We start from the raw sequence: 24842 nt of genomic DNA, 5'->3' as shown, positions 1-24842 counted from the left end.
GCGGCGGAGCCGGATCAGAGGGTGAAGCCCTCGCCGAGATAGAGGCGGCGGACGTCGGGATTGGCGACCACTTCATCGGCGCGGCCATGGGTCAGCACCTCGCCGGCATGGATGATGTAGGCGCGGTCGATCAGACCCAGCGTCTCGCGGACGTTGTGGTCGGTGATCAGGACGCCGATGCCGCGCTTGGTCAGGTGGCGGACCAGTTGCTGGATATCGGCGACGGCGATGGGGTCGATACCGGCAAAGGGTTCGTCGAGCAGCATGTAGTTGGGCCGGCTGGCCAGGGCGCGGGCAATTTCGAGACGCCGCCGCTCGCCACCCGAAAGGGCAATCGCCGGCGACTTCCTAAGATGGCTGATATGGAACTCGTCGAGCAGCGCATCGAGCGACTTCTCGCGCTCCTTGCGGCTCTTCTCGACCACTTCGAGGATGGCGCGGATGTTGTTTTCGACCGACAGGCCGCGGAAGATCGAAGCTTCCTGCGGCAGGTAGCCGATGCCGAGGCGCGCGCGTCGATACATCGGCATCGCCGTGACGTCGAAACCGTCGATCTCGATGGTGCCCTGGTCGACAGGCACCAGGCCGGTGACCATGTAGAAGCAGGTCGTCTTGCCAGCGCCGTTGGGGCCGAGCAGGCCGACGGCCTCGCCGGCGCGCACCCCGAGCGTCACGCCGCTGACCACCTGCCTGCCCTTGTAGCTCTTGGTCAGGCCCTTGGCGATCAGCGTGCCCTGGAACTTGCTGTTCTTGGCAGTGCCCATTGTCGCGGGCGCGGCAAGCTTTTGCGCCGAGCCAGGCTTCAGACGCGACAACAGCGGGGATGCTTCCGTCATTATTTTTTCTGCGAACCCGGCGTAATCGACATCATGACGCGGCCATTGCCCTTGGCGCCCTTGTCGCAGCCATCGACCTGGGCAAGGCCGGTCTTCATCTGCACGGTCAGCTTGCAGCCGACCAGGACATTGTCGCCCTCGGACAGGACGACTTCCTTGCCGGACATCACCAGCACCTCGGTCTTCATGTCGAACGTACCGCGATCGCCGGTGGCAACCTGCTTGTCGGATTTCACATAGACCTTGTTGTCGACCTCGAGCCGGTCGATGTTGGCCGAGCCGGTCGCCGCCGAGCCGCCGTCCTTGGCGTAATAGACGGTCATCTTGCCCGACTTCATGACGGTCGGGCCCTGGGTGACGCTGACATTGCCGGTGAAGATCGCCAGGTTCTCCGATTCGCGGACCTCGAGCTTGTCGCTCTCGATCTGGATCGGCTGGTCACCAGACAGCTTGAGGCCCGAAAGCCTGCTCTGGCTTTCCTGGGCGTAAGCACCCGTCACGCAAAGCGCTGCCCCTGCGCATGCTAGGGCGGCCAATGACCGCCAAGACCTAATTTGCCGCACTCCCGCCTCCGCTGCCATTCTGTGCCGCCTTCATTCGCGCCGGATCGATGTCCATGCGCACACGCTTCTCAAAGACGACAACCTTGCCGTTCTCAAGCATCGACATCGAATCGGACGTGATCCGCGAACCGTCAAGGCTTATTTCGACGGGTTCCTCGGTCTTCATCGCACCGCTGCCCATGTCGAGATACGCCGATTTGAGCTTGGCGACCATTCCGTCGCTGGTCTTTACCGTCACTTGTTCGGTCAGATTGAGCGTATTGCCTTCGCGGTCGTAGATGCCGCGTGCCGCATCGACCGAGGCGACGTTCTCCGCCGAGATCGGCAGATTGGCGTCAATGCCATGCAATTCGACGACGCCCTGGTTGGACGGATCCTGCACCGCTCGGTCGGCGGTCATCGAATAGGGCAGATTGTCCCGGGTGAAACCGCTGAGCTGGGGCTTGGCCATAACCAGCTTGCCTTCCGAGAAGGCAGCCCCTTCGGCCTTGACCTGGAGGGAAGGCGGTGCGGCAAGATAGGAATAGCCGCCGAACAGGGCGGTAAGCGCCACCGCGGCGGCCGGCAAGGCGCGCTTGAGGAAACGGACCCGGCGCGAATGCCGCGCCGCAAGGTCGAAGGCATCGGCGCGCGACGTCGCAAGCGCGATCGCGGTGTCCACCGCAACGCCGCTTCCGCCGCCGCTCGTCTCGATTGGTCGCGCCAACGCAAATGTCCTTCTTCGAACTATCCAGGCCGCACTCAGGCCGGCACGGTGAAACGGATGAAAGCCACAAAAATATGACCATAAGGTCAAAGAGTTGCGGCCGAACGCGCAAAAGCCGCGCGCCGGCTGCCGTAATGCAAACCCGAATATGGCTATTTACCTTACAAATCCAAGGTCCCGCAACGGCAGCTGCGTCAGGAAAGCGGTGGCTCTCGCCAAACCGTTGCGATAAAAGCGCAGGCTTGCACAGCATGCGAGGCCCGCAATGTCCATGAAAGCCGACGATCTGATCGACCGACGCCGGTTGCGGCGCAAGCTCACTTTCTGGCGTATCGCGGCCTTCGTCATCGCCGCAGCGGCCATCATCGGCCTGTCGACATGGCTTGCCGGCGAGCGAATTCCCGGTGTCGCCAGCGCTCACATCGCCAAGATCAAGATCGAAGGCACCATCACCGAGGACGAGGACCTGCTCGACCGGATCGACCAGGTGCGCAAGTCCGCCTCGGTCAAGGGCGTGATCCTGTCGATCGATTCGCCCGGCGGCACCACCGCCGGGGGCGAGGCGATCTTCGATGCCGTGCGCAAGCTGGCCGCCGAAAAGCCCGTCGTCGCCCAGGTCGGCACGCTGGCGGCATCGGCCGGCTACATGATCGCCTCGGCCACCGACCACATCGTGGCGCGCAAGTCGTCGATCGTCGGCTCGATCGGCGTGCTGGTGCAGTTTCCCGACCTGACCGGCCTGATGGACAAGCTCGGCATCAAGCTGGAAGAAGTGAAGTCGTCGCCGCTGAAGGCCGAACCCTCGCCCTTCAACCCGACGACCGACGAAGAGCGCGCGATGATGCGCAACATGATCCTCGACAGCTACGACTGGTTCGTCGGCATCGTCGCCGAGCGCCGGTCGATGTCGAAGGCGGAAGCCACCGCACTCGCCGACGGCTCGGTGTTCACCGGGCGTCAGGCGCTTGCCAAGAAGCTGATCGACGAAGTCGGCGGCGAAGACCAGGCCATCGCATGGCTCGGCACCAAGGGTGTCGACGCCAAGCTGTCGGTGGTCGAGTGGAAGCCGGCCGGCAGCGGCAGCATGTTCCTGCCGAAGGCGCTCGCCCAGGCACTTGGCCGCACGCTCGGTGTCGGCGACTTCTCCTCGGAACTGATCAGGGAAATCGGCGCGGAACGCTTGTTCCTTGACGGTATGCTGTCGCTCTGGCAGGCTGAAAAAGCCGTGTCAGGCGACTGAAAAACAAACAAAATCATCATAATCTCGACGGGGACCGCGCACATGATCAAGTCTGAACTGGTGCAAATCATTGCGACTCGCAATCCGCATCTTTTCCTGCGGGACGTCGAGAACATCGTCAGCGCCATCTTCGACGAAATCACCGATGCGCTGGCCGACGGCAACCGTGTCGAATTGCGCGGCTTCGGCGCTTTCTCGGTCAAGAACCGCCCCGCCCGCACCGGCCGCAACCCGCGCACCGGCGAATCCGTCGAGGTCGAGGAAAAGTGGGTGCCGTTCTTCAAGACCGGCAAGGAACTGCGCGAGCGCCTGAACTCGGCGAAATAGGCCGGCGAGCAGCCAACCCGGGGGCTCAAACGGGAAGACTTATGTTCAATCGCTTCATGCTCATCATCGTGTTCGTGCCGGTGGCGATCGTGCTCATCGCACTCGCCGTGGCCAACCGCGCCGCGACCGCCTTCACGCTCGATCCGTTCAACCCGGGCAACCCCGCGCTGACCGTGCAGGTGCCGCTGTTCGTGCTGCTGTTTCTGGCGCTGGCGCTCGGCGTGATCCTCGGTGGGGCGGTGACCTGGTTCAAGCAGGGCCGCTACCGCAAGGTGGCGCGCCAGCGCGGGCTCGAAGCCGAAAGCCTGCGCCAGGCGGCAGCACAGCGCCCGCCAGTTGCGCCGCAAGGCCCAGCACTGCCGCGCCCCAACTGATCCGCTCCGGCGCCCGGCGCCATTCAGGGAGACTTCCATGCTGCACTTCTCAGCCGGCGACATCGACCGGGCGCTGACCTTTCCCGGACTGGTCGAGACGTTGCGGACCGCCTTCCGCGACGGCGCGGTGCAGCCGGTGCGCCACCATCACACCGTCGAGCGCGCCCAGGGCACGGATTCGACGCTGCTGCTGATGCCCGCCTGGACCGACTTCAAAGCACCGGGGGCTGCCGCCGAAGGCCATATCGGGGTCAAGATCGTTACCGTCTCGCCCGACAACAACGACATCGCCAAGCCCGCCGTGGTCGGTCTCTATCTCCTGCTCGACGGGGTCACCGGCGAGCCGCAGGCGCTGATGGACGGACCACGCCTGACGCAATGGCGCACGGCCTGCGCCTCGGCGCTCGCTGCCAGCTACCTGGCGCGCGAGGACGCCTCGAAACTGCTGGTGATCGGCGCCGGCGCGCAGTGCCAGTTCCTCGCACGCGGCCACGCCGCGGTGCGGCCGATCAAGGAGATCCGCGTCTGGAACCGGACGCTTGCCAATGCCGAGAAGCTCGCCGCCTCGCTGCGTGGCGACGGTTTTGAGGCGAAAGCCGTGTCGGATCTCGACGCCGAACTCGGCTGGGCCGACATCATCACCGCCGGCACGATCTCGACGGTGCCGCTGGTCAAGGGCGCGAAGCTCAAGCCGGGCTGCCACGTCGACCTCGTCGGCGGCTTCACGCCCGGCATGCGCGAGGCCGACGACGACGCCATCGGCAGGGCACGCGTCTATGTCGACACCCGCGCCGGCGCCACCAAGGAAGCCGGCGACATCGTGCAGCCGATCGCCTCGGGCGTGCTCAAGGCCGACGACATCGTCGCCGACCTGCATGAACTCGCCCGCGACCAGAAGCCGGCGCGCCAGTCCGCGGACGAGATCACCCTGTTCAAGTCGGTGGGCGCCGCCCTCGAGGACCTCGCCGCCGGCATCGCCGTCTACAAGGCACTCAAGGCATAGCCGTCACGAACTCCGGCATGCATGGCACAGCACGCTTCCGGCGGCACGACGAGCCCTGCCGGAAGTCAGCCCCTCCGGGCGCGCGACAGCCCGTCCGGTTGCGGTGGGCGGTACCCTGTGTCAAAAGCGGCCAACCATCCGGAGACGCCGTTCCTTGAAGCACCCGCGTGACAAACGCCGCGACAGCCGCCCGCAGCCACCCCGCAAGGGCGGCGCTGCTCCCGTGCAGGCACGCGACCGCGTCGAGCGGCCACAGGAACGCAAGCCGGAACCGCAGCGACCTGCACCGCGCCAGGACCACCAGGCGGAGCCGAAGGCCGAGCCGCGCAAGCTGGTGCGCCGGGAAGGCGCGCTTCCGGCCGAGCGCCTGCCGCTGATCCTCGAGGTGGCGCCCAACGACGATTACGCCCTTTTGGACAGCGGCGACGGCCAGAAGCTCGAACAATATGGCCCCTACCGAATCGTCCGGCCCGAGGGCCAGGCGATCTGGCAGCGCGCGCTGCCCGCCAGGGACTGGGATCGCGTCGACGCCATCTTCACCGGCGACACCGACGAAGAAGGCCTTGGCCGCTGGCGTTTCCCGAAAGCGCCGCTCGGCGAGACCTGGCCGATGCGCCATGACGGCTTGCACTACCAGGGCCGCTTCACCTCGTTCCGCCATGTCGGCGTCTTTCCCGAGCAGGCGACCCACTGGGACCACATGGCCCGGCTGATCGAAACCGCCAAGCGCCCGGTCAAGGTGCTCAACCTGTTCGGCTACACAGGCCTCGCCTCGCTGGTCGCCGCACGCGCCGGCGCCGAGGTCACCCATGTCGACGCCTCCAAGAAGGCCATCGGCTGGGCGCGCGAGAACCAGGAGATGGCCGGCCTCGCCAGCAAGCCGATCCGCTGGATCTGCGAGGACGCGATGAAATTCGTCGAGCGCGAGGAGCGCCGCGGCAGCCGCTACGACATCATCCTGTTCGATCCCCCGGCCTATGGCCGTGGCCCCAAGGGCGAGGTCTGGCAACTGTTCGAGAGCCTGCCGGCAATGACCGACATCTGCCGCTCGATCCTGACACCAAAGCCGCTGGCCGTGGTGCTGACCGCCTATTCGATCCGCGCCTCGTTCTTCGCCATCCATGCGCTGATGCGCGACACCTTCACCGGCATGGGCGGCACCATCGAATCGGGCGAACTCGTCATCCGCGAGAAATCAGCGGGACGCGCACTTTCGACATCGCTTTTCTCACGCTGGGTAGCCCAATGAGCGAACACCGCACCGGGGCGCCTGGCCGCGTCAAGGAAGTGACCAGCCTGGCCAACCCGCTGGTCAAGGACATCAAGGCGCTGGCGCTGAAGAAATTCCGCGACCAGCAGAACGCCTTCATGGCCGAAGGCCTGAAGCTTGTCATCGACGCGCTCGACCTCGGCTGGACGATCAAGACGCTGATCTTCGCCAAGACCGGGCTCGGCAATCCGGCCATCGAGAAGGTCGCGGCGCGCACGGTGGCTTCCGGTGGCGACGTGCTCGAAGTCTCGGAAAAGGTCCTGACGGCGATCACCCGCCGCGACAATCCGCAAGCCGTGGTCGGCGTATTCACCCAGCGCTTCGTGCCGCTCAAGGACATCCGCCCGAAGAGCGACGACGTCTGGGTGGCGCTCGACCGGGTTCGCGATCCGGGAAATCTCGGCACGGTCATCCGCACCGTCGATGCCGTCGGCGCCAAGGGCGTGATCCTGGTCGGCGAAACCACCGACCCGTTCTCGCTTGAGACCGTGCGCGCGACCATGGGCTCGATCTTCGCCGTTCCCGTCGCCAAGACCACCCCCGAAGCCTTCCTCGCCTGGCGCAAGGAATTCCCCGGGACCGTTGCCGGAACCCACCTCAAGGGCGCGGTCGATTACCGCTCCGTCGATTTCGGCAGCCGCCCGGTCCTGCTGATGATGGGCAACGAACAGCAAGGGCTGCCGGACAATTTGGCAAACGCCTGCGACAGGCTGCTGCGCATCCCGCAGGCGGGCCGTGCCGATTCGCTCAACCTGGCGGTCGCCACCGGGGTCATGCTGTTCGAGATCCGGCGCAACGCCCTGAAGCTTTAGGAGCATCGTGTGAAGCCAGCCGCATTCTACGGGCTCGTGACGGTCATCGCCGTCGCCATCGACCAGTGGATCAAGGTGCTCGTCGAAGCCAACCTGGTGATGCAGGAGAAGGTCGACGTGCTGCCGTTCCTGGCGCTCTACCGCACCTACAACACCGGGATCGCATTCTCGATGTTCTCGAATGTCGGCGACACCGGCCTGATCGTGCTGACCGGCATCGTCATCGCCTTCGTGAGCTACCTGGCTGTCCGCACGACTCCGGAGCAGACCATATCGCGCTTCGGCTTCGCGCTGATCGTCGGCGGCGCGCTCGGCAATCTGATCGACCGCACCGTCTACGGCCACGTCATCGACTACATCCTGTTCCACACGCCGGTGTGGTCGTTCGCCATCTTCAATCTTGCCGACGTTTTCATCTCGCTCGGCGCGGCACTCGTGGTTTTGGACGAGTTCCTGGGCTGGCGGCGCAGTCGGCGTCCGACGGCCACGTCCGACGAATAGTCCAGGCCTTCACCGGCAACGCCGGGCCGGCCCGGGGGCGAATCAAGTTGTCTTACGTTCTGTTATCACAGCGTGAAGTTAGACGGAATTTTCCCAGAGACTTCATTTAGCGGTTAAGAATTTTTTGACGATGGTCGCAATCGGGTCCAAGCTCTGCCACAATCGGTGATCATGGTGCGTTCGGCGGACGTGCCGAAAGGCACCGCCTAAACTGTCTTGCGGCCACGTGGCGAAGATTTGCGGGTCGAAACGACAGGTGGGGACGCTCGATATTGCGAGCGCTTGGGGCCTGAGTGGAGAGTTGCTTGTGAAAATGCCCTTCGGGTTGGGCGCAGCGAATCAGCCGCGCTCCGCTATGATGTTCACAAAGACCGAGCCAGCCTCGTGGCGCGAGAATGCGCCCAACCGTGGCCTGGTCTGCGGCGTCCTTGCCATGACCGCGCTGATGAGCATAACCGCCGTATCGGCGCTGTTCATCCTGCCGCATATGGGCCAGCACTCCGCCGACGCGGTTCAGCAAGAGGTCCAGCAGGCCGCCGCCGAACCGGCACGGGAAAAGATCACCACCATCACCGCCGAGCCGACCGGCCGCAAGGAGCGGGTCGCCACCTCGCGCAGTTCGATCCTGGTCTCCGAAGCTTCCGCATCGGAAGCGCCCGACATGCCGCTGGCCGCCGATCCGCGCTGGGCGCAGGTCGTGGCCGCAGGCGCAACCCAGCCGCTCGAAGCGATGCCGGCCATTCCCGGCGCCGAAAAGGTGATCGCAAAAGATCTTAGCGAAACCGCACCGCTCGCGCTGGCCAAGACCGATCCGGGCGAGACTTCCGCCGTCAGGGCGCTCCAGGCCGAGATCAAGACCAGCGAAGGCACGCGCGGCGGCACGGTCAAGCGGTCGGTGAACATGCGCGCCAAGCCCCAGAAAGGCGGCGCGGTTCTGGGCGTCATACCTGCCAAGACCGCCGTCGAGGTGGTTTCGTGCACGCAATGGTGCGAAATCGTTTTCAACGGCAAGCGCGGCTACGTCTACAAGAGTTACGTCCAGTAGTTCGCACGATCCCGACCCAAAAGCGCGCGACCGCTAAAATTCGAACTATCCGCCAAAATCTTCCCTAAGCTCTCCGCGCTATGATTCCGCCATGACGACGGAATCCGAAACAGCGGAAGGAAAGACGACGCAAGGTGGCGCCGATATCGGGGCCGGCCCAGCAACGTCGCACCGTCGCATCATCACACCGCCAGCGCTGGCGCCGGAACTGCCAAAGGAGCCACCGCGCGGCCTCTATTTCGTCACGCTGGTGGCTGTTCTGGTGCTTGCAGGCCTCTCCCACCTGACCGGCGCGCCCACCTTCATCAGCCTCGGCCTGTTTGCAGCCGGGCTCAGCGGCCTGGTGCTGCTCGCCCGCAGCCTGGGCGAGCGCGAGCGCGCCGCGGAGGCGATCACCGAAAGCGCCTCGCGCAGCCGCGCCGAGATCGAAAACCTCGCCGACCGCATGTGGGAACTGCAGGAAAGCGAAGAGCGCTTCCGCGGCCTCATCGACGCGCTGGGCGACCTGGTCGTGCACCGCGACCGCGACGGGCGCATCGTCTATGCCAATAAGGTGTTCGCCGATCTCGTCGGGCAGGATCAGCGCGATCTCGCCGGCCGGACCCTGTCTGAAATCGGCGTCGACGTCGGCGTGGTGCCGGACGCGGCCTTCTCGGACGGCGAATGCCTGAGTTCGACCGATGTCGGTATCCGCTCGGCGGGCATGGTGCGCTGGTTCTCGTGGATTGAACTGTCGGTGCGCGACAAGAACAGCAACGCGGTGTCGCATCGCGCCATCGCCCGCGACATCACCGCCCGCAAGCGTGCAGAAACGGCGCTGATCAGCGCGCGCGAGCGAGCCGAATATGCGAGCCAGGCCAAGTCGCGCTTCCTCGCCACCGTCAGCCATGAGATCCGCACCCCGATGAACGGCATCATGGGCATGGCCAAGCTGCTGCACGACACCGAGCTGTCGCCGGAACAGCGCACCTATGTGGGTGCTGTCTCGACCTCGGCAAGCGCCCTGCTGGCGCTGATCGAGGACCTGCTCGACTACTCCAAGATCGAGGCCGGCCGTTTCGACCCCGAGCCCCAGCCTATGTCGCCGCGCGAAATCGCCGACAATGTGATCGAGTTGTTGGCCGCGCGCGCATTCGGCAAGGGCATCGGCCTCGGCTGCCACGTCGCGCCCAACGTGCCGCAGATGATCACCGCCGATCCCGGCCGCGTGCGCCAGGTGCTGCTCAACCTGATCGGCAACGCCATCAAGTTCACCGACGCGGGCGGCGTACGCCTGACGGTCGAGCGTACCGGCGACGATCACCCCGGCAGGATCCGCTTCACCGTCACCGACACCGGCGCCGGCCTGCGCGCCGAAGACATGGAGCGCATCTTCGAAGAGTTCGAGCAGGCCGACGGCACCTCGACCCGGTCACATGGCGGCGCGGGCCTCGGTCTCGCGATCTCCAAGCGCCTCGTGAACTCGATGGGCGGCACGATCGCCGCGCGGAGCATGCCCGGCGAGGGCTCGGAGTTCTTCTTCGACCTGCCGGCCTATGGCGCCACCGACGGCACGCCGGCGAAAACCGACATCCTGGCCGGCCGCTGCGCCGTGATCCTGTCCCGGAACACCACCGAGGCCGAAGCGATCGCCGATACCATCCGCGCCCATGGCGGCCAGGCCAATGTCGTCGTCACCCCTGAGCAGGCGGCAGCCATCGCCGATGGCTGCAACGCGATCCTGGTCGACGCGGCGATGGAAGAAAACGACGGCCGGGTGCTCAGGCAGTTGCGCGAAAACGGCTTTGCGGCAAGCGAGGCGGTGACGCTGATCGCACCGACCGACCGCGGCCTGCTGGGCGAACTGCGCGCCAGCGGTTACTCGACCTTCCTCGCCAGGCCGGTGCGCGCCGAAACGCTGCTGCGCGTTCTGCTGGCGAAGCAGGATGGCCTGCAGCCGCAGCCGGCGAGCCGCCACGCCGCGGCAAAGCCGGCCGCGAGCCGTCACCTGCAGGGCCTGTCGGTGCTGATCGCCGAAGACAACGAGATCAACGCCATGCTGGCCCGCGCCGCATTGCTGAAGGCGGGGCACCGAGTCGATGTCGTCAACAACGGCAAGGCCGCCGTCGAAGCCGTGACGGGGGCCGCCCGCAAGCGCCGCTACGACGTCGTGCTGATGGACATGCACATGCCGGTAATGGACGGGCTGGACGCGATCTCTGCCATCCGCAGGCACGAAGAACAACATGGCCTGGCTGCGGTGCCGATCATGGTTCTGTCCGCCGACAGCCAGGAAAAAACCCGCCATGCCGTGCTTGCCCACGGTGCCAGCGGCTTCGTCACCAAGCCGCTCGATCCCGACGTGCTGATCAATCTCGTCGAGCAACGGGCAGCGGCCTAAACTGCAACCGACTGATTTTCCTAGCCGGCTAGACTGTGTTGCCGACCGACCAAGCCTTGCCCGGGCGGGTCGATCACGATACTGTCACAATCCTGTAGCACCGACACCGTATCCCCGCGCCAGGAGGGATGGCTCGAAGGAGAATCACCCGTGCATACAGCCTTGCCGGACAGTGACACTCAGAAAGCCAATGGCGCCAAGGTGACCGTGCCTTCCAAACCCCTGTTGCCCGAAGCGCCGCTTGGACGGATCGGAACGCTCGAGGTTCGCCTCGCGCGCAACGAATCAGAGATCGCCGCCGCCCAGGAAGTGCGCTACCGCGTGTTCTTCGACGAGCTCGGCGCGAGGAAGCAGGCCCTGCACTCGATCGACCGCCGCGACGCCGACCGGTTCGACGACATCTGCGACCATCTGCTGGTCTTCGACACCTCGATTGCCGGCCCCGAGCATCGCCGCATCGTCGGCACCTACCGCCTGCTGCGCCAGGAACGCGCGACGGAAGCCGGCGGCTTCTATTCCGACGACGAGTTCGAGCTCAACAAGCTGATCGCCCGGCACCCGGGCCAGCGCTTCCTGGAACTCGGACGCTCCTGCGTGCTGCCGGAATACCGCTCCAAGCGGACCATCGAGGCGCTGTGGCAGGGCATCTGGGCCTATCTCAACCGCTACGACATCGACGTCATGACCGGCTGTGCCTCGTTCCACGGCACGATACCGGCGGCACATGCCGAAGCGCTGACCTATCTCGCCCACCACTGCCGCACCAGCGCCGACTGGGATGTGCGGGCGGTGGCAGGCCGTTATTGCGAGATGGACCTGATGCCGATCGAGGCGGTCAATGCCAAGGCGGCGATCACGGCCATGCCGCCGCTGGTCAAGGGCTACCTGCGCGTCGGCGCCAAGATCGGCGATGGCTGCGTGATCGACCACGACTTCGGCACCGTCGACGTCTTCGTCGTCATGCCGGTCAAGGAAATCGGCACCCGCTACATCAACTATTACGGCGGCGAAACGCAGCGTTTCGCGGCGTAGGCGGTGGCTGAAGACCTCCAGCCCGCCTTCGATAAGCTGCGACAAGCAGCCGAAGGGCTGGCGGAGGTGGTCGAGGGCACGTCCTACGGCACACCGTCGCTTCACGTCCGCAAGAAATTCCTCTGCCGCGTCAAGGACGCCGACACGGCTGCGGTGATGTGCGCGCTGGAGGAGAAGGAGATGTTGATGGAGGCAGATCCGCATCTCTATTTCGAAACCGCCCACTACAAGGGCTGGCCGGTCGTGCTGGTGCGCGTCCACGACATCCCGCCCGATCAGTTGCGGACCCGTCTCGAACGCGCCTGGCTGATGCAGGCACCGAAGAGCCTGGCCAAGGCACGGCAAGCGGCGGGCTGATCAGACAGCGGGACGGGGCGGAGAAGCACATGGCAAGCACGGAGCAGACCAGACGCACCGACACCGGGTCGCGCCTCATCAAGGCTGCGCCCTCGGTCATCTACCGCGCGCTGGTGGAGCCGGAGGCTGTGGCCAGCTGGCGCCCGCCAAAAGGCATGCGGGGGGAAGTCCTGGCCTTCGATGCGCGCGAGGGCGGCAGCTTCCGCATGGCCTTCATCTACGAGGACGCCGGACGGCACGGCAAGACCAGTGACAACGCCGACGTGTTCGAGGGCCGCTTCGCCGAACTGGTGCCTGACAAGCGGGTGGTCGAACTTGTCGCGTTCGAATCGGACGATCCCGCCTTTGCCGGGACGATGCGGATCGTGACCACGCTTGAACCGGTCGATAGCGGCACGCTGGTCAGCGTCAGCTGCGAGGACGTGCCGCTGGGAATCGGCGAGGACGACCATCGCGAGGGGATCGCCTCGTCGCTCGAAAACCTCGCCGCCTTCGCCGAAACATAGAGCCGGCTTGCGCCGGCCGCGCAGCTTTACCCGATCCTGCCCGAAACCGGCGGCTCGGCCTGCCTGCCCAGCGACTGTTCCGCCGCATCGCCTTGGGTGATCAGCCGCGCGCTGCGCTGGTTGCGGGCATGGATCCAGAGCCAGTTGATCGCCACGCTGAGCCGGGCGCGCGAGCCGATCAGGAAGTAGATATGGGCAGCACCCCATAGCCACCACGCCAGCGCGCCGCGCAGCCTGATGCGGCCGAAGTCGATCACCGCGCGCCGCTTGCCGATCTGGGCGAGGCTGCCCTGGTGGCTGTAGCGGAACGGCATCGCTTCGACCTTGCCGGCCAGCCGTGCCTTGATGATGGCGGCGACGTGCTTGCCCTCCTGCTTGGCCGCCGGCGCGATGCCCGGCACCGGCTTGCCGTTCGGGCCCGCCACGGTCACCGTATCGCCGACGGCAAATATCTCGGGATGGCCCGGGACCGTCAGGTCGGGCATCACCTCGAGCCGCCCTGCCCTGTCGGCAGGCGCGCCCAGCCACTCGGCCGCCGGCGAGGCGCGCACCCCTGCGGCCCAGATGATCGTCTTCGTCGGCAGCCTGACGTCGCCATAGGTGACGCTGTCGGCGGTGCAGTCGGAAACCGCGCGTCCAAGCTCGACCTCGACGCCGAGCTTGCGCAACGAACGCAGCGCATAGTCAGAGAGCTCGTCAGGGAAGCCTGCGAGCACGCGCGCCCCGGCCTCGATCAGCACGACACGGGCCCTGGCCGTGTCGATGTTGCGGAACTCGCGCGGCAGCGTGTCGCGCGCCAGCTCGGTGATCGTTCCGGCCATTTCCACCCCGGTGGGGCCGGCACCGACGATGACGAAGGTCAGCAATGCCGCCTGCCTCAGAGGATCGGTCTCCCGCTCGGCCTGCTCGAAGGCCAGAAGGATGCGCCGCCTGATCGTCGTGGCATCCTCGAGCGTCTTCAGGCCAAGGGCGAAGGCCTCCCACTCGTCATGGCCGAAATAAGCGTGGCGCGCACCGGTCGCCAGCACCAGCGTGTCATAGGGCACCGCCTGACCGTCCTGGAGCAGCACGCTGCGCCGCCCGGCATCGACGCCGGTCACCGTCGCCAAAACCGTGGTGACCTCGGGCCTGTCGCTGACCAGCGAGCGGATCGGCCACGCAATCTCCGAAGTCGCCAGCGAAGCGGTCGCCACCTGGTAGAGCAACGGCTGGAAAAGATGATGGTTGCGCCGGTCGATGAAGGTGATGCTGACGGGCGCACCGGCCAGATCCTTGACGACTTCCAGTCCGCCGAATCCGGCGCCGACGACCACTATCCGATGCTGCATCGATTCTGTCCTCTGCCTTGCCGAGACCCCGTAAGACCGGCTTTCCTGACAGGTATATAGGTTGGCGGCTCAGGGAATGTCTTCAGGTCTCCGGCCGGGGCGGCTGCGGTAGGCGGGAAAGGTCCAGCCGAATTTCAGCGCCCCGCCGCGCACCATGAAGGCGGCGACGAAGGCAACGACGGCCGAGACCGCAGGCGGCAGTTCGGCCAGTTCGGCCAGCGTGTAGATGCCGGCACCGACCATCGCGGCCGAGACGTAGATCTCGGGCTTGAGCAGGACCGACGGCTCGCCGGCAAGCAGGTCGCGCAGGATGCCGCCGAAAGTGGCGGTCAGCATGCCCATTATGACGGCCACCGTCGGCGAACCCGTGGCTTCCAGGCCCTTGGCCGCGCCGATGGCAGCATAGGCCGCCATGCCCAGGGCATCGAGCCAGAGCAGCAGCTTGTAGCGGGATTCAACGAGATGGGCGGTGAAGAAGACGAGCACCGCGACCGCGGCGCAGACCAGGACATAGGCCGGGTTGACCACCCAGAACACCGGCAGGCCGAGGATGACGTCGCGCACGGTGCCGCCGCCGATGCCGGTGAAGCTCGCCAGGAACAGGAAGCCGATGACATCGAGCTCCTTGCGCGAGGCGGCAAGCGCGCCGGTGGCGGCAAACACCGCCACGCCGGCGTAATCGAGATAGAGCAGCGGATTCATGCGGAAAGCGAATAGGGCGTGGTGATCAGCGAATAGAAAGAGGCCATGGCATCCCCCGGATTTACCGGCAGAATAGCCGCCAATTTCCTATTCGCTACTCCCTATTCGCCATTCGCCGCTTACGCGTCCTTCTCGGCCTGTTCGTTGACCGGGCCGGGCTCGGCAGGGGTCTCGCCGACATGCTTGGGACCGCCCTTGGCGACGCCGACCATGGCCGGGCGCAGCACGCGGTCGCCGATGGTGTAGCCGGACTGCACGACCTGCACGACCGTGTTGGCCGGCACGTCGGGATTGGGCACCTCGAACATCGCCTGGTGGAAGTTGGGATCGAACTTCTCGCCCTGCGGGTCGAGCTTGCGCACGCCATGGCGCTCGAGCGCCGAGAGCATGGAGCGCTCGGTCACCTCAACGCCTTCGATGAGGCTGGCAAGTCCGGCGCCGCCGGCAGCCTTGGCCTCGTCGGACACCGCCTCGATGGCGCGGCGCAGATTGTCGGACACCGAAAGCATGTCGCGGGCGAAATTGGCCACCGAATAGGCGCGGGCATCCTGCACGTCGCGCGCAGTGCGGCGGCGCAGGTTCTCCATTTCCGCCACCGTGCGCAGGTTGCGGTCCTTCAGTTCCTCGTTTTCTTTCAGCAGCCGCACGACGGCTTCGTAGTCGCCATCGATGCCGCCCTCGATCTTTTCGGCCTGGGCCTCGACAGCCGCCGTCTCATCGAGCGTGCGTTCGTCTTTTGCCTGGTCGCTCATCGCCAATTCCCGTTGTTCGGATACGTTGGAAGTTGCGCCCGATATCGAGGTTCGGTGCCCAAAAATCAAGGGGCAAGGGTCGCCGGGGCGCGATGCCGCGGCTTTCGCCGCCACTCGCGGCGGCCGGACAAGGTCCGATGCTTCAACGTTAATTCAAGTTTTACCATACCGGCGGACCATTGCCATGGCGGGGATCGGTTTGGGAACCATTTGCATCTGGCAGGAGTTTTGCCGAGAAAGTACAGGTCCTTTGCCATGCCGAGCAGACGCATCACCAAGACAGCGGCCAAGCTGGCGACAAACATCCGCAGCGAACTCGCCACGGAGAGCAACCTGCGCGTCCTGGAAGCGTTGCCCGCATTCCAGACCGAAGACCACCTGCCGCAGAAGCTGCGCCGCCTGCTCGACCAGCTGGAGACCGCCGAGCGGCGACAGCCTCAACCCAAGCGGTAGATCAGGGGCCAAGCGGTAAGTCAGGCCAAGCGGCAGATCAGGCCTTGGCCGGCACCCGCCGCCATGAATAGCCGGCGCCCTGGCCCGCGGGCTTTGCCGCAGGCTGGTAGTGCAGCGGCAAGCCGCCCACCTGCCCGGCTTCCAGCCGCTTCAGCAGCACCGGATGCGAAACCTCGAACTCATTGAAGCCGACCCGCAGCATGTGCGGCAGCTGGTCGATCAGCACCTGTCCGGTCGCGCGAACGGCACCTTCAAAACCATGGCGGCTGCGCAGCAGCTGAGCCTTGGAAAAGGAGCGGCCGTCGTTGAAGGCCGGAAAGGCAAGCGCCACCAGCGACAGCTGGTCGAGCAGATCGACGATCGAGTCCAGCTGATCGCCCGGCTGCAGCAGCACGCCGAGGCGCTCCCTGGCGGCCTCGCGCTGCTCGGGATCGAGTTCGAGGAAAGCGGGCAGCGGCAGGATCACGCGACGGTTGCCGGCCAGGGCACCGGCATCCTCAGCATGTACCCAGCCATCGTCGCGGAAACCCTCGGAGGTCCACAGGCGGGTCCTGCTCTCGGCTGTCGCTTCGGTCATATGCAAGTTTCCTAAAGGGAGGCGTCGGTCAGCGAATGTTCGAGGCCGGAGAGATGTATACCACATTCGGTCTTGCCCTGGCCGGCCCAGCGTCCGCTGCGGGCATCGTCGCCGGGCTTGACCGGCTGGGTACACGGGAAACAGCCGATCGACAGGTAACCGTAGGCGACCAGCGGGTTTTCGCGCAGAGCATGCTTGCGCATGTAATCGGCGAGATCCGACGTCGTCCAGCGCGCCAGCGGATTGATGCGGAAGCGCGGACCGATCTGCTCGATCACCGGCAAGGCGGCGCGGGTCGACGCCTGGAACCGCTTGCGGCCGGTAAACCAGGCCCTGAACGGCTCGACGCCGCGTGCCATCGGCTCGACCTTGCGCACGTCGCAGCAGGCGTCGGTGCTGGTCTGGTGCAGATTGCCGGTCGGGTCGATGCGGGCCAGGGCCGCCTCGTCGGGCGTGATGACCCTGATGTCGGTCAGGCCGAAATCGGCGGCCAGCGCATCGCGATAGTCGAGCGTTTCGCCGAAATGCTTGCCCGTATCGAGGAAGATCACCGGCAGGTTGCGATCAACCTCGGCGATCAGGTGCAGCAGCACCGCCGAATCCGCGCCAAACGAGGAAACGGCAGCAATTTCGCCGGCAAAGCGGTCGCCGGCCGTGCGCTCGATGATCTCCAGGGGCGACAGGTTCCCATAGAGTGCGTCGAGCGATGCGGCCTCGGCCAGAACCTGCGCTTCGATGTCGCCGTCAGGCGGCCTTGGCTTCGCTAGCATAAAGCGCCTCCTTGAACGGCGCGGGGCCGATGCGGCGATAGGTGTCGAGGAACTTTTCCGACCGGTCGAGCCGGATGGCAAGATAGGTCTCGACGATCGTCTCGATGGCGTCGGTGATCTCTTCCGGGCCGAAGCCGCGGCCGATGATCTCGCCGACCGAGGTGTGCTCGTCGGCCGAACCGCCAAGCGTCACCTGATAGAGCTCCGCACCCTTCTTTTCCACCCCCAAGATGCCGATGTGACCGACGTGGTGGTGGCCACAGGCGTTGATGCATCCAGAAATCTTGAGCTTCAGCTCGCCGATGTCGCGCTGGCGCTCCAGTGAGGCGAAGCGCTTCGAGATTTCCTGCGCCACCGGGATCGAACGGGCATTGGCCAGCGCGCAATAGTCGAGGCCCGGGCAGGCGATGATGTCGCTGATCAGGTTCGAATTCGCGGTGGCGAGGTCGATCGCCACCAGCGCGTCGTAGACCGCCTTCAGGTCGGTGCGGGCGACATGCGGCAGGATCAGGTTCTGCTCGTGGCTGACGCGAATTTCGTCGAAGCCGTATTTCTCGGCGATGTCGGCGACGGCCTCCATCTGGCTGTCGGTGGCATCGCCCGGGACTTCGCCGATGCCCTTGAGCGAGATGGTGACGGCGGCGTAGTCGGGATTGCGATGGGTGAAGACGTTCTGGTCGACCCAGTCGCCGAAGCTCTTGGAATCGAGCCTGGCCAGCTTGACGGCCTCGTCGCCCTCGGGCCGCGCAGCCAGCGGCGGCGGCGCGAAGTAGGACTGGATCGCCGCGACATCGGCCTCGGGCAGCTTGAGCTCGCCGTCCTTCAGCGCCTGCCACTCATGCTCGACCTGACGGATGATCTCGTCGACGCCGGTCTCGTGGACCAGGATCTTGATGCGCGCCTTGTACTTGTTGTCGCGGCGGCCATGGAGATTGTACACGCGCAGGATCGCGGTGGTGTAGGACAGAAGGTGCTGTTCCGGCAGGAAGTCGCGGATCTTCTTGGCGACCATCGGCGTGCGGCCCTGACCGCCGCCGATATAGACGGCGAAGCCGAGCTCGCCCTTGTCGTTCTTCTTCAGATGCAGGCCGATGTCGTGGGTCTGGATGGCGGCGCGGTCGCGCTCGGCGCCGGTCACTGCGATCTTGAATTTGCGCGGCAGGTAGGAGAACTCGGGATGCACCGAGGACCACTGCCTGAGGATCTCGGCATAGGGCCGCGGATCGGCGACCTCGTCGGCGGCTGCGCCGGCAAAGTGGTCGGCAGTGACGTTGCGGATGCAATTGCCCGAGGTCTGGATGGCGTGCATCTCGACCGAGGCGAGGTCGGCCAGGATCGCCGGAATGTCGGACAGGGCCGGCCAGTTGAACTGGATGTTCTGACGCGTGGTGAAGTGGCCATAGCCCTTGTCGTACTTGCGGGCGACGTGACCGAGCATGCGCATCTGCTTCGAACTCAGCGTGCCGTAGGGCACGGCGATGCGCAGCATGTAGGCGTGGAGCTGGAGATAGACGCCGTTCATCAGGCGCAGCGGCCGGAACTGGTCCTCGGTGATCTCGCCGGCAAGGCGGCGCTCGACCTGGTCGCTGAAATCAGCGACGCGGGCCTTCACGAAATCATGGTCGAACTCGTCATAGCGGTACATGGTCGTTTTCCGGTCTATCTTCAGGCGGCGCCGGCCGAAGGCCGGGCCTGCTTGCCAAGGTCAAGGCGGTTGGTCGGGCCGGCGGCGCGGATCACCTCGCGCAGCCGCAGCGGATGGATCGTGCCGCCGACCAGCGACACATCGATCAGATTGACGTCGACCACCTCGTTGTTGTCGTGGGCGGCCTTGCCGATCGCCTCGAGGCGGGCTTCGCCAGCCTTGTCGTCGACGGTCTCGGCAACGTCGATGGTCTCGGCCCAGGTGCCGTCGGCCGCGAACCACACGGCCTCGCCGTCGGTCAGCCGGTTGGCGGTCAGAATCTTCATGCCCTGCTTCCTTCGAGCGCCGCGCGCGCGGCCTGTTCGTGCCTGTGTGCCGCCAACGGCTCGGAAAGTTCGAAATTGGCGCCGGCGACGGCATCGCCGATGATGGTCATGACAGGTCCGTCGAGGTCGCTGCGCGCTTCGAGCGACGGCAGGTCGGCGAGCGTGCCGTGGAAACGGCGGCGGTTCTTCAGGCTGGCGTTCTCGACGACGGCAACCGCAGTGTCGGGCGACAGCCCGGCGTCGATGAGCCGGCCGGCGACATCGGCAGCCACCGAGCGGCCCATGTAGACGGCGACGGTGGCGCCCGAGATGGCGAGCTTGGCCCAGTCGGGCAGCGAGCCGCCCTTGAGATCATGGCCGGTGGTGAAGACCATCGAGGAAGTGACGCCGCGCAGCGTCAGCGGCAGCTCGAAATCGGCGGCGGCGGCAAAGGCCGACGTGACGCCAGGCACGACCTCGTAGGACACGCCGGCATCGCGCATCGCCTGCATCTCTTCGCCAGCACGGCCGAAGACCAGTGGATCGCCGGACTTGAGGCGCACCACGCGCCTGCCGGCCTGGGCCAGCTCGACCAGCAGATCGTTGATCTCGGATTGCGTCTTGGAATGGCAGCCCTTGCGCTTGCCGACCGGAAGGCGTTCGGCGTCGCGGCGGCCCATCGATACCACGGCCTCGGGCACCAGCGCATCGTGGACGATGACATCGGCCTCCATCAGCAGGCGGTGAGCACGCAGTGTCAGCAAATCCTCGGCGCCGGGGCCGCCACCGACGAGCGCGACATGGCCCTTGATCGACCCCTTCTGCAGCAGCAGTTCGGTTGCCGCGTCATGGGCCTGAGCAAGGGTGCCGCTGTCCAGCGTCCGCGCTGGCGCGCCTTCGAAGAACTCGCGCCAGAAGCCACGGCGGGCACTGCCCTTGGGCAGGATACGCTCGACGGCGTCGCGGAAGCCGGCACCCAGCGTGGCCAGCGCGCCGAGCTGCGGCGACAGCATGCGGTCGACGCGGGCGCGGATCATCTGGGCGAGGACAGGCCCTGCCCCTTCGGTGCCGATGGCGACCGCAACCGGCGCACGGTTGACCAGCGCAGGGGTGAAGAAATCGCAGAGCTCGGGACGGTCGACGGCATTGACGACGATGCCCAGTTCGCGAGCGTCCGCGGAGATGCGGCGATCGAGCGCTTCGTTGCCGGTGGCCGCAAAGACCATGACGGCGGGCCCGATCAGCGAGGCGGCGTAGGCGGCGTGGATGCGGGTGGCGCCGTTGGCGGCAATCCAGTCACGGAGCTGCGGCTCGACATGGTCGGCGATGATGCGTATCTCGGCGCTCGACTGGCCGAGCAGCCGCGCCTTGGCCAGTGCCTCGTCGCCGCCGCCGACGATGACCACGGCTTCGCCTTCGACCTTGAGGAAGATCGGGAAGGCGTTCAACTTGGCAGCGGCTTGGGTCATGACGCGAGGGTTTCCGGAATACCCGTCATTTCTAGCCGCCATTGCTGCGCTGCAGAAGAAACGCACTCGCGCGCCCCGAGATGGGAGGCAATCGCTTTTGCCCTCGCCCCAGCCTGAGGAGAAAAATATTCCACCGCGACGCTACCGGGGTAATTCCATCCGCTTCATCGCCGCTGCGGCCGTTGGAAGCCTGGCTGCCCCGATGATGCCGACAATCGCGCGCATTCAGGGGGTCCGCAGCCTGGTGCTGCCTCGATGGGCCGCCAATGGGCCATGCTTGCCGGCGCGAAGACGATGAAGCTCCGAAAAGCGTTTTTCCTAATATCTACCAAATTAGTAGAATTACGCACGGCACCCTTCGCCGCCATCTCCGCCGTCATCCGGAACCGTGGCGTCGCCCTCGCGTTCCCATGTCAGTGCAATGCGGACAAGAAGGAGCACGAGATGACGCACATCAATCTGAAGCACGGGATCTGGGTGCTGGTGGCGGATGGCGAAAAGGCGCTGTTCCTGAAGAACCGGGGCGATACCAAGTATCCGAATCTCGAGGTCGTGCGCGAAATGGAGCAGGACAACCCGCCGACGCGCGAACAGGGCAGCGATCGCCCCGGCCGCTACAGCGACGGCCCGTCGATCCACCGCAGCGCGGTGGACGATACCGACTGGCACAGGGTCGCCAAGGAGCGCTTCGCCGACGAGATCGCGCAGCGGCTCTACAAGTTTGCCCATGCCGGCGATTTCCGGGAGATCGTGCTGGTGGCGCCGCCGCTGGTGCTGGGCGAATTGCGCAAGAAGCTGCACAAGGAAGTGGACGAACGCATCTCGGCCGAGATTCCGAAGACGCTGACCAATCACAGCGTCGCCGACATCGAGACGATCCTGATGGCGGCCTGACCCGCGAAAGTAGTTGCCCAGCAACCAGACGACCTGTGCCGGCAGCGATTGCCGGCATTTTTTTCGGCGCGGGCGCAGTTTCTTGGTCGCATAGGGTTGCGCAGGTTCCCTTCGGTCCACCATATTGGAAATGCAGCGGATTTCACCGCCGCACCCCACACAATATTGACTTTCCGAAAGGTGCCGCCGGGACAATGCCGCATGACACGCCCCTCATCGCAACTATCGTCGCCGGTCTGGGGCTGGCATTCATCTTCGGCGCTCTCGCCAACCGCTTCAAGGTGCCTCCGCTCGTCGGATATCTGATCGCCGGCGTGCTGGTCGGACCGAACACGCCCGGTTTCGTCGCCGACCAGGAACTGGCGCTGGAACTCGCCGAGATCGGCGTCATCCTGCTGATGTTCGGCGTCGGCCTGCATTTCTCGCTCAAGGACCTGTTGTCGGTGCGCGCCATCGCGGTGCCCGGCGCGGTGGTACAGATTTCCTTTGCCACCGTGCTTGGCGTCGGCCTTGCCTGGATGCTCGGCTGGTCGCTGGGCGCGGGCCTCGTCTTCGGCCTGGCGCTGTCGGTCGCCTCGACGGTGGTGCTGCTGCGCGCGCTGCAGGAGCGCCGCATGATCGAGACCGAGCGCGGCCGCATCGCCGTCGGCTGGCTGATCGTCGAGGACCTCGCCATGGTGCTGGCGCTGGTGCTGCTGCCGGCGCTGGCCGGCGTGCTCGGCGGCGAGCAGCAGGCGGCAACGCAATCGCCCAACATCCTGGCCTTGCGCTTCGACGTCGGCGTGTGGGGCGTGCTCGGCATCACGCTCGCCAAGGTCGTGGCCTTCGTCGTGCTGATGATGGTCGTCGGCCGCCGCATCATCCCCTGGCTGCTGCACTACGTCGCCCATACCGGATCGCGCGAGCTGTTCCGCCTCTCGGTGCTGGCCATCGCGCTCGGCGTCGCTTTCGGCGCCGCCAAGCTGTTCGGCGTGTCGCTGGCACTCGGCGCCTTCTTCGCCGGCATGGTGATGAGCGAGTCCGAACTCAGCCACCAGGCAGCCGAAGAGACGCTGCCTTTGCGCGACGCGTTCTCGGTGCTGTTCTTTGTTTCGGTCGGCATGCTGTTCGACCCGACCAGCCTGCTCAGCAACACCTGGCCGATCCTCGGCACGCTGTTCATCATCCTGATCGGCAAGTCGGTCGCCGCCTTCCTGATCGTCATCGCCTTCGGCTATCCGATCGCAACCGCGCTCATCATTTCGGCGAGCCTGGCCCAGATCGGCGAGTTTTCCTTCATGCTGGCCGGTCTCGGCGTCAGCCTCGACCTCTTGCCCGAGCAGGGGCGCGACCTGATCCTCGCCGGCGCGATCCTGTCGATCGTGCTCAACCCGCTGGCCTTCGCCGGCGCGGCTCGGCTCAAGCCATGGCTCGAAAAGCGCGCCGGCAACGTGCCGGAAACAGTCGAGGCCGTTCCCATCGGCCCCGCGACCGAACCTGGCGAGGTCGCAACCATAACGGCCGTGCCGGTCAAGGACGACGAGGACGCGCCGCCGCCACCGACCAAGATGACCGGCCACACGATCCTGATCGGCTACGGCCGCGTCGGCTCGCTCGTCGGCCAGTCGCTCAAGGCCGCCGGGATCGAGTTCCTGGTCATCGAGGATGCCGACAAGACGATCGCCAAGCTCAAGTCCGAAGGCATCGAGACGGTGGCCGGCAACGCGGTGAAAGGCGAGGTGTTCGCCTCCGCCAATGCCGCCGGCGCCAAGCGGCTGATCCTGGCGATCCCGAACGCGTTCGAAGCGGGGCAGATCATCCTCAAGGCCAAGACGACCAATCCCGAGATGGTCATCATCGCGCGCGCCCATTCCGACGCCGAGGTCGACCATCTCACCGGCCTCGGCGCCGACAAGGTGATCATGGGCGAACGCGAGATCGCCCGCGGCATAGTGGAGCAGGTGATGACAAGCGTCTCGCCGGCGAACACGCCCACGCCCGAGACACCGCCTGCCGCGGCCTGACCGGGCGCACAGTCAAGCCAATCGAAAAAGCCGCGCAGTCGCCTGCGCGGCTTCTTTTCTTTGTATCAGGCTGTACGGTCAGCCGCCGACGAAGGGCAGGACGAAATTCGGCCGGTAGGTGTCCATCGTGGCGCCGTTGCGGTCCTCGTCGAGCAGCGTGCCGCTGCCGAAGCTGGCGCGCAGGCCGACCGAGAACTTGTGCAGGTCCAGGCTGTCCGATGCCTCCGATATGGAGACGTTTTCATACTGGTAGCGACCGAAGACCGACCATGGGGTGTCGGTGAAACGGTAGGTCGCCTGCAGCGCCAATGCGACGACGTCGAGATCCGCATCCGTGCCGCCCTGAGTGAGATTGACCCTGTGGAAGCCAAGCTCGGCGTCGAAGCGCAAATTGTCCTGCGCAAAGTAGCGCGCCACGCCGCGAATACCCATCAGATCGACGTCGACGGGGATCCCGTCAACTTCAAGCCCACCGTAGTAGGCCTGACCGTAAATGGTGACGTTGCCGAAATAGGCCTGGGCCTCCGGACCGACCTTCCAGTCCCAGATGTCCTGGTCGGGGCCACCGCCGGGCAAGCCATATGTCTTGACCTCGGCGAAGCCGCCAACGGCATAGGATGCCGGATCGCGCCAGTTGAGATGCAGGGCACCGCCGATGCTGTGCAGCCTGTTGCCTTCGATATCGATGGCATCGACGGTGAGATCGCCCTGTGCGTTCCAGCGTTCGGCGAAGGGCACGTTGACGCGCGCGGCGCCGCCATAGGCCCAGATGTCACCCTCGTCGAATTCGTCGAACCACACGCCGCCGCCGTAGATTTCACCATAGCCGGAGACCTGGCGGATGACGGTCTCGTCGACCGGCGCCAAGGCATCTGCGGCAAAAGCGGATGTGGTCAGCGCTGCAAGGCAGACGCTCGATAAAAAGGTCTTCACGGATGGCCCCTCGCCTGAGATTCGATGAGGCAACATACATCTCTAAATTAGAGATTCGT

General features: G+C 65.6%; 27 protein-coding genes. 15 read left to right on the top strand and 12 right to left on the bottom strand.

What is annotated here, in order from left to right; all coding sequences use genetic code 11:
• Positions 1 to 14: 14 nt before the first annotated feature.
• From lptB to lptC, 3 genes are read right to left on the bottom strand one after another with little or no spacing between them, the layout of a single operon-like run.
• Positions 15 to 836, bottom strand: coding sequence for an LPS export ABC transporter ATP-binding protein (lptB, locus tag GGR00_RS08120; RefSeq protein ID WP_055981359.1), 822 nt, complete (start codon positions 834 to 836; stop codon positions 15 to 17).
• On the bottom strand, positions 836 to 1417 hold the full coding sequence (locus GGR00_RS08115; RefSeq protein WP_184699113.1) for an LptA/OstA family protein: 582 nt from the start codon (positions 1415 to 1417) through the stop codon (positions 836 to 838). Before GGR00_RS08115 ends, lptB begins: the two co-directional genes overlap by 1 nt.
• Positions 1386 to 2105 (bottom strand): LPS export ABC transporter periplasmic protein LptC, encoded by a 720-nt coding sequence (gene lptC, locus GGR00_RS08110; protein WP_055981352.1) that lies wholly within the window; start codon positions 2103 to 2105, stop codon positions 1386 to 1388. The genes GGR00_RS08115 and lptC overlap by 32 nt, the downstream gene beginning before the upstream one ends.
• 265 nt (positions 2106 to 2370) lie before the next feature.
• Here lptC and sppA point away from each other — a divergent pair, with 265 nt between their 5' ends.
• The 12 genes from sppA to GGR00_RS08050 all read left to right on the top strand — a co-directional run bounded on the left by sppA (position 2371) and on the right by GGR00_RS08050 (position 12952).
• Positions 2371 to 3345 carry a signal peptide peptidase SppA gene (gene sppA / locus GGR00_RS08105; RefSeq protein ID WP_184699112.1) on the top strand — a complete coding sequence of 325 codons (975 nt, stop codon included), beginning with the start codon at positions 2371 to 2373 and terminating at the stop codon, positions 3343 to 3345.
• A gap of 42 nt (positions 3346 to 3387) precedes the next feature.
• Entirely contained in the window at positions 3388 to 3672 is a 285-nt protein-coding gene (locus GGR00_RS08100; protein ID WP_055981346.1) for an integration host factor subunit beta, read from the top strand.
• Positions 3673 to 3713: 41 nt separating this feature from the next.
• Complete coding sequence (locus tag GGR00_RS08095) at positions 3714 to 4046, top strand: lipopolysaccharide assembly protein LapA domain-containing protein (protein WP_055981343.1); 333 nt, start codon at positions 3714 to 3716, stop codon at positions 4044 to 4046.
• Between the two features lie 37 nt (positions 4047 to 4083).
• Positions 4084 to 5049 (top strand): bifunctional Delta(1)-pyrroline-2-carboxylate/Delta(1)-piperideine-2-carboxylate reductase, encoded by a 966-nt coding sequence (gene lhpI, locus GGR00_RS08090; RefSeq protein ID WP_184699111.1) that lies wholly within the window; start codon positions 4084 to 4086, stop codon positions 5047 to 5049.
• Between the two features lie 154 nt (positions 5050 to 5203).
• Positions 5204 to 6298, top strand: coding sequence for an RsmD family RNA methyltransferase (locus GGR00_RS08085; protein WP_184699110.1), 1095 nt, complete (start codon positions 5204 to 5206; stop codon positions 6296 to 6298).
• Positions 6295 to 7131: a TrmH family RNA methyltransferase gene (locus tag GGR00_RS08080; protein ID WP_055981329.1), complete on the top strand. Its 837-nt coding sequence runs from the start codon at positions 6295 to 6297 to the stop codon at positions 7129 to 7131. The genes GGR00_RS08085 and GGR00_RS08080 overlap by 4 nt, the downstream gene beginning before the upstream one ends.
• Positions 7132 to 7140: 9 nt before the next feature.
• Positions 7141 to 7632, top strand: coding sequence for a signal peptidase II (gene lspA, locus GGR00_RS08075; RefSeq protein ID WP_055981327.1), 492 nt, complete (start codon positions 7141 to 7143; stop codon positions 7630 to 7632).
• Between the two features lie 355 nt (positions 7633 to 7987).
• Complete coding sequence (locus GGR00_RS08070) at positions 7988 to 8677, top strand: SH3 domain-containing protein (protein WP_184699109.1); 690 nt, start codon at positions 7988 to 7990, stop codon at positions 8675 to 8677.
• A 91-nt stretch (positions 8678 to 8768) separates the two neighbouring features.
• Positions 8769 to 11057 (top strand): PAS domain-containing hybrid sensor histidine kinase/response regulator, encoded by a 2289-nt coding sequence (locus GGR00_RS08065; protein WP_184699108.1) that lies wholly within the window; start codon positions 8769 to 8771, stop codon positions 11055 to 11057.
• 150 nt (positions 11058 to 11207) lie between these two features.
• The gene (olsB, locus tag GGR00_RS08060; RefSeq protein WP_055981321.1) at positions 11208 to 12089 is read left to right on the top strand and encodes a l-ornithine N(alpha)-acyltransferase; all 882 of its coding nucleotides are present in this window, start codon (positions 11208 to 11210) and stop codon (positions 12087 to 12089) included.
• A 3-nt stretch (positions 12090 to 12092) separates the two neighbouring features.
• On the top strand, positions 12093 to 12446 hold the full coding sequence (locus GGR00_RS08055) for an MmcQ/YjbR family DNA-binding protein (RefSeq protein WP_184699107.1): 354 nt from the start codon (positions 12093 to 12095) through the stop codon (positions 12444 to 12446).
• Positions 12447 to 12475: 29 nt separating this feature from the next.
• Positions 12476 to 12952, top strand: a complete 477-nt coding sequence (locus GGR00_RS08050) for an SRPBCC family protein (protein ID WP_184699106.1) — start codon at positions 12476 to 12478, stop codon at positions 12950 to 12952.
• A gap of 26 nt (positions 12953 to 12978) precedes the next feature.
• Here the strand turns inward: GGR00_RS08050 and GGR00_RS08045 are convergent, their stop codons facing one another.
• The 3 genes from GGR00_RS08045 to grpE form a co-directional block, all read right to left on the bottom strand.
• On the bottom strand, positions 12979 to 14280 hold the full coding sequence (locus GGR00_RS08045; RefSeq protein WP_184699105.1) for an NAD(P)/FAD-dependent oxidoreductase: 1302 nt from the start codon (positions 14278 to 14280) through the stop codon (positions 12979 to 12981).
• Positions 14281 to 14349: 69 nt separating this feature from the next.
• Positions 14350 to 14982 carry a trimeric intracellular cation channel family protein gene (locus GGR00_RS08040; RefSeq protein WP_055981311.1) on the bottom strand — a complete coding sequence of 211 codons (633 nt, stop codon included), beginning with the start codon at positions 14980 to 14982 and terminating at the stop codon, positions 14350 to 14352.
• Positions 14983 to 15101: 119 nt separating this feature from the next.
• Positions 15102 to 15779: a nucleotide exchange factor GrpE gene (gene grpE / locus GGR00_RS08035; protein WP_280137975.1), complete on the bottom strand. Its 678-nt coding sequence runs from the start codon at positions 15777 to 15779 to the stop codon at positions 15102 to 15104.
• 210 nt (positions 15780 to 15989) lie between these two features.
• Here grpE and GGR00_RS08030 point away from each other — a divergent pair, with 210 nt between their 5' ends.
• Positions 15990 to 16187 (top strand): hypothetical protein, encoded by a 198-nt coding sequence (locus GGR00_RS08030; protein ID WP_184699103.1) that lies wholly within the window; start codon positions 15990 to 15992, stop codon positions 16185 to 16187.
• Between the two features lie 37 nt (positions 16188 to 16224).
• Here the strand turns inward: GGR00_RS08030 and GGR00_RS08025 are convergent, their stop codons facing one another.
• The 5 genes from GGR00_RS08025 to cysG are packed head-to-tail and all read right to left on the bottom strand — an operon-like array spanning position 16225 to position 20953.
• Positions 16225 to 16764 (bottom strand): DUF934 domain-containing protein, encoded by a 540-nt coding sequence (locus GGR00_RS08025; RefSeq protein ID WP_184699101.1) that lies wholly within the window; start codon positions 16762 to 16764, stop codon positions 16225 to 16227.
• A gap of 11 nt (positions 16765 to 16775) precedes the next feature.
• Complete coding sequence (locus GGR00_RS08020; protein ID WP_184699099.1) at positions 16776 to 17534, bottom strand: phosphoadenylyl-sulfate reductase; 759 nt, start codon at positions 17532 to 17534, stop codon at positions 16776 to 16778.
• Positions 17509 to 19179, bottom strand: coding sequence for a nitrite/sulfite reductase (locus tag GGR00_RS08015; protein ID WP_184699097.1), 1671 nt, complete (start codon positions 19177 to 19179; stop codon positions 17509 to 17511). The genes GGR00_RS08020 and GGR00_RS08015 overlap by 26 nt, the downstream gene beginning before the upstream one ends.
• A gap of 20 nt (positions 19180 to 19199) precedes the next feature.
• A complete protein-coding gene (locus tag GGR00_RS08010; RefSeq protein WP_055981290.1) occupies positions 19200 to 19505 on the bottom strand; it encodes a DUF2849 domain-containing protein in 306 nt (101 codons plus the stop codon).
• Complete coding sequence (gene cysG / locus GGR00_RS08005) at positions 19502 to 20953, bottom strand: siroheme synthase CysG (protein ID WP_184699095.1); 1452 nt, start codon at positions 20951 to 20953, stop codon at positions 19502 to 19504. Before cysG ends, GGR00_RS08010 begins: the two co-directional genes overlap by 4 nt.
• A gap of 444 nt (positions 20954 to 21397) precedes the next feature.
• Here cysG and GGR00_RS08000 point away from each other — a divergent pair, with 444 nt between their 5' ends.
• A complete protein-coding gene (locus tag GGR00_RS08000; RefSeq protein ID WP_184699093.1) occupies positions 21398 to 21847 on the top strand; it encodes a baeRF12 domain-containing protein in 450 nt (149 codons plus the stop codon).
• Positions 21848 to 22041: 194 nt separating this feature from the next.
• A complete protein-coding gene (gene ybaL, locus GGR00_RS07995; RefSeq protein WP_184699091.1) occupies positions 22042 to 23850 on the top strand; it encodes a YbaL family putative K(+) efflux transporter in 1809 nt (602 codons plus the stop codon).
• A 78-nt stretch (positions 23851 to 23928) separates the two neighbouring features.
• On the opposite strand, the gene GGR00_RS07990 is transcribed toward ybaL, so the two are convergent.
• On the bottom strand, positions 23929 to 24783 hold the full coding sequence (locus tag GGR00_RS07990; RefSeq protein ID WP_184699089.1) for an outer membrane beta-barrel protein: 855 nt from the start codon (positions 24781 to 24783) through the stop codon (positions 23929 to 23931).
• Positions 24784 to 24842 lie beyond the last annotated feature (59 nt).

This window comes from Aminobacter aganoensis (assembly GCF_014206975.1).
Classification (GTDB): Bacteria; Pseudomonadota; Alphaproteobacteria; order Rhizobiales; family Rhizobiaceae; genus Aminobacter; species Aminobacter aganoensis.
The sequence above is the reverse complement of the archived record's forward strand: the minus strand, read 5'-3'. Positions and strand labels throughout refer to the sequence as shown.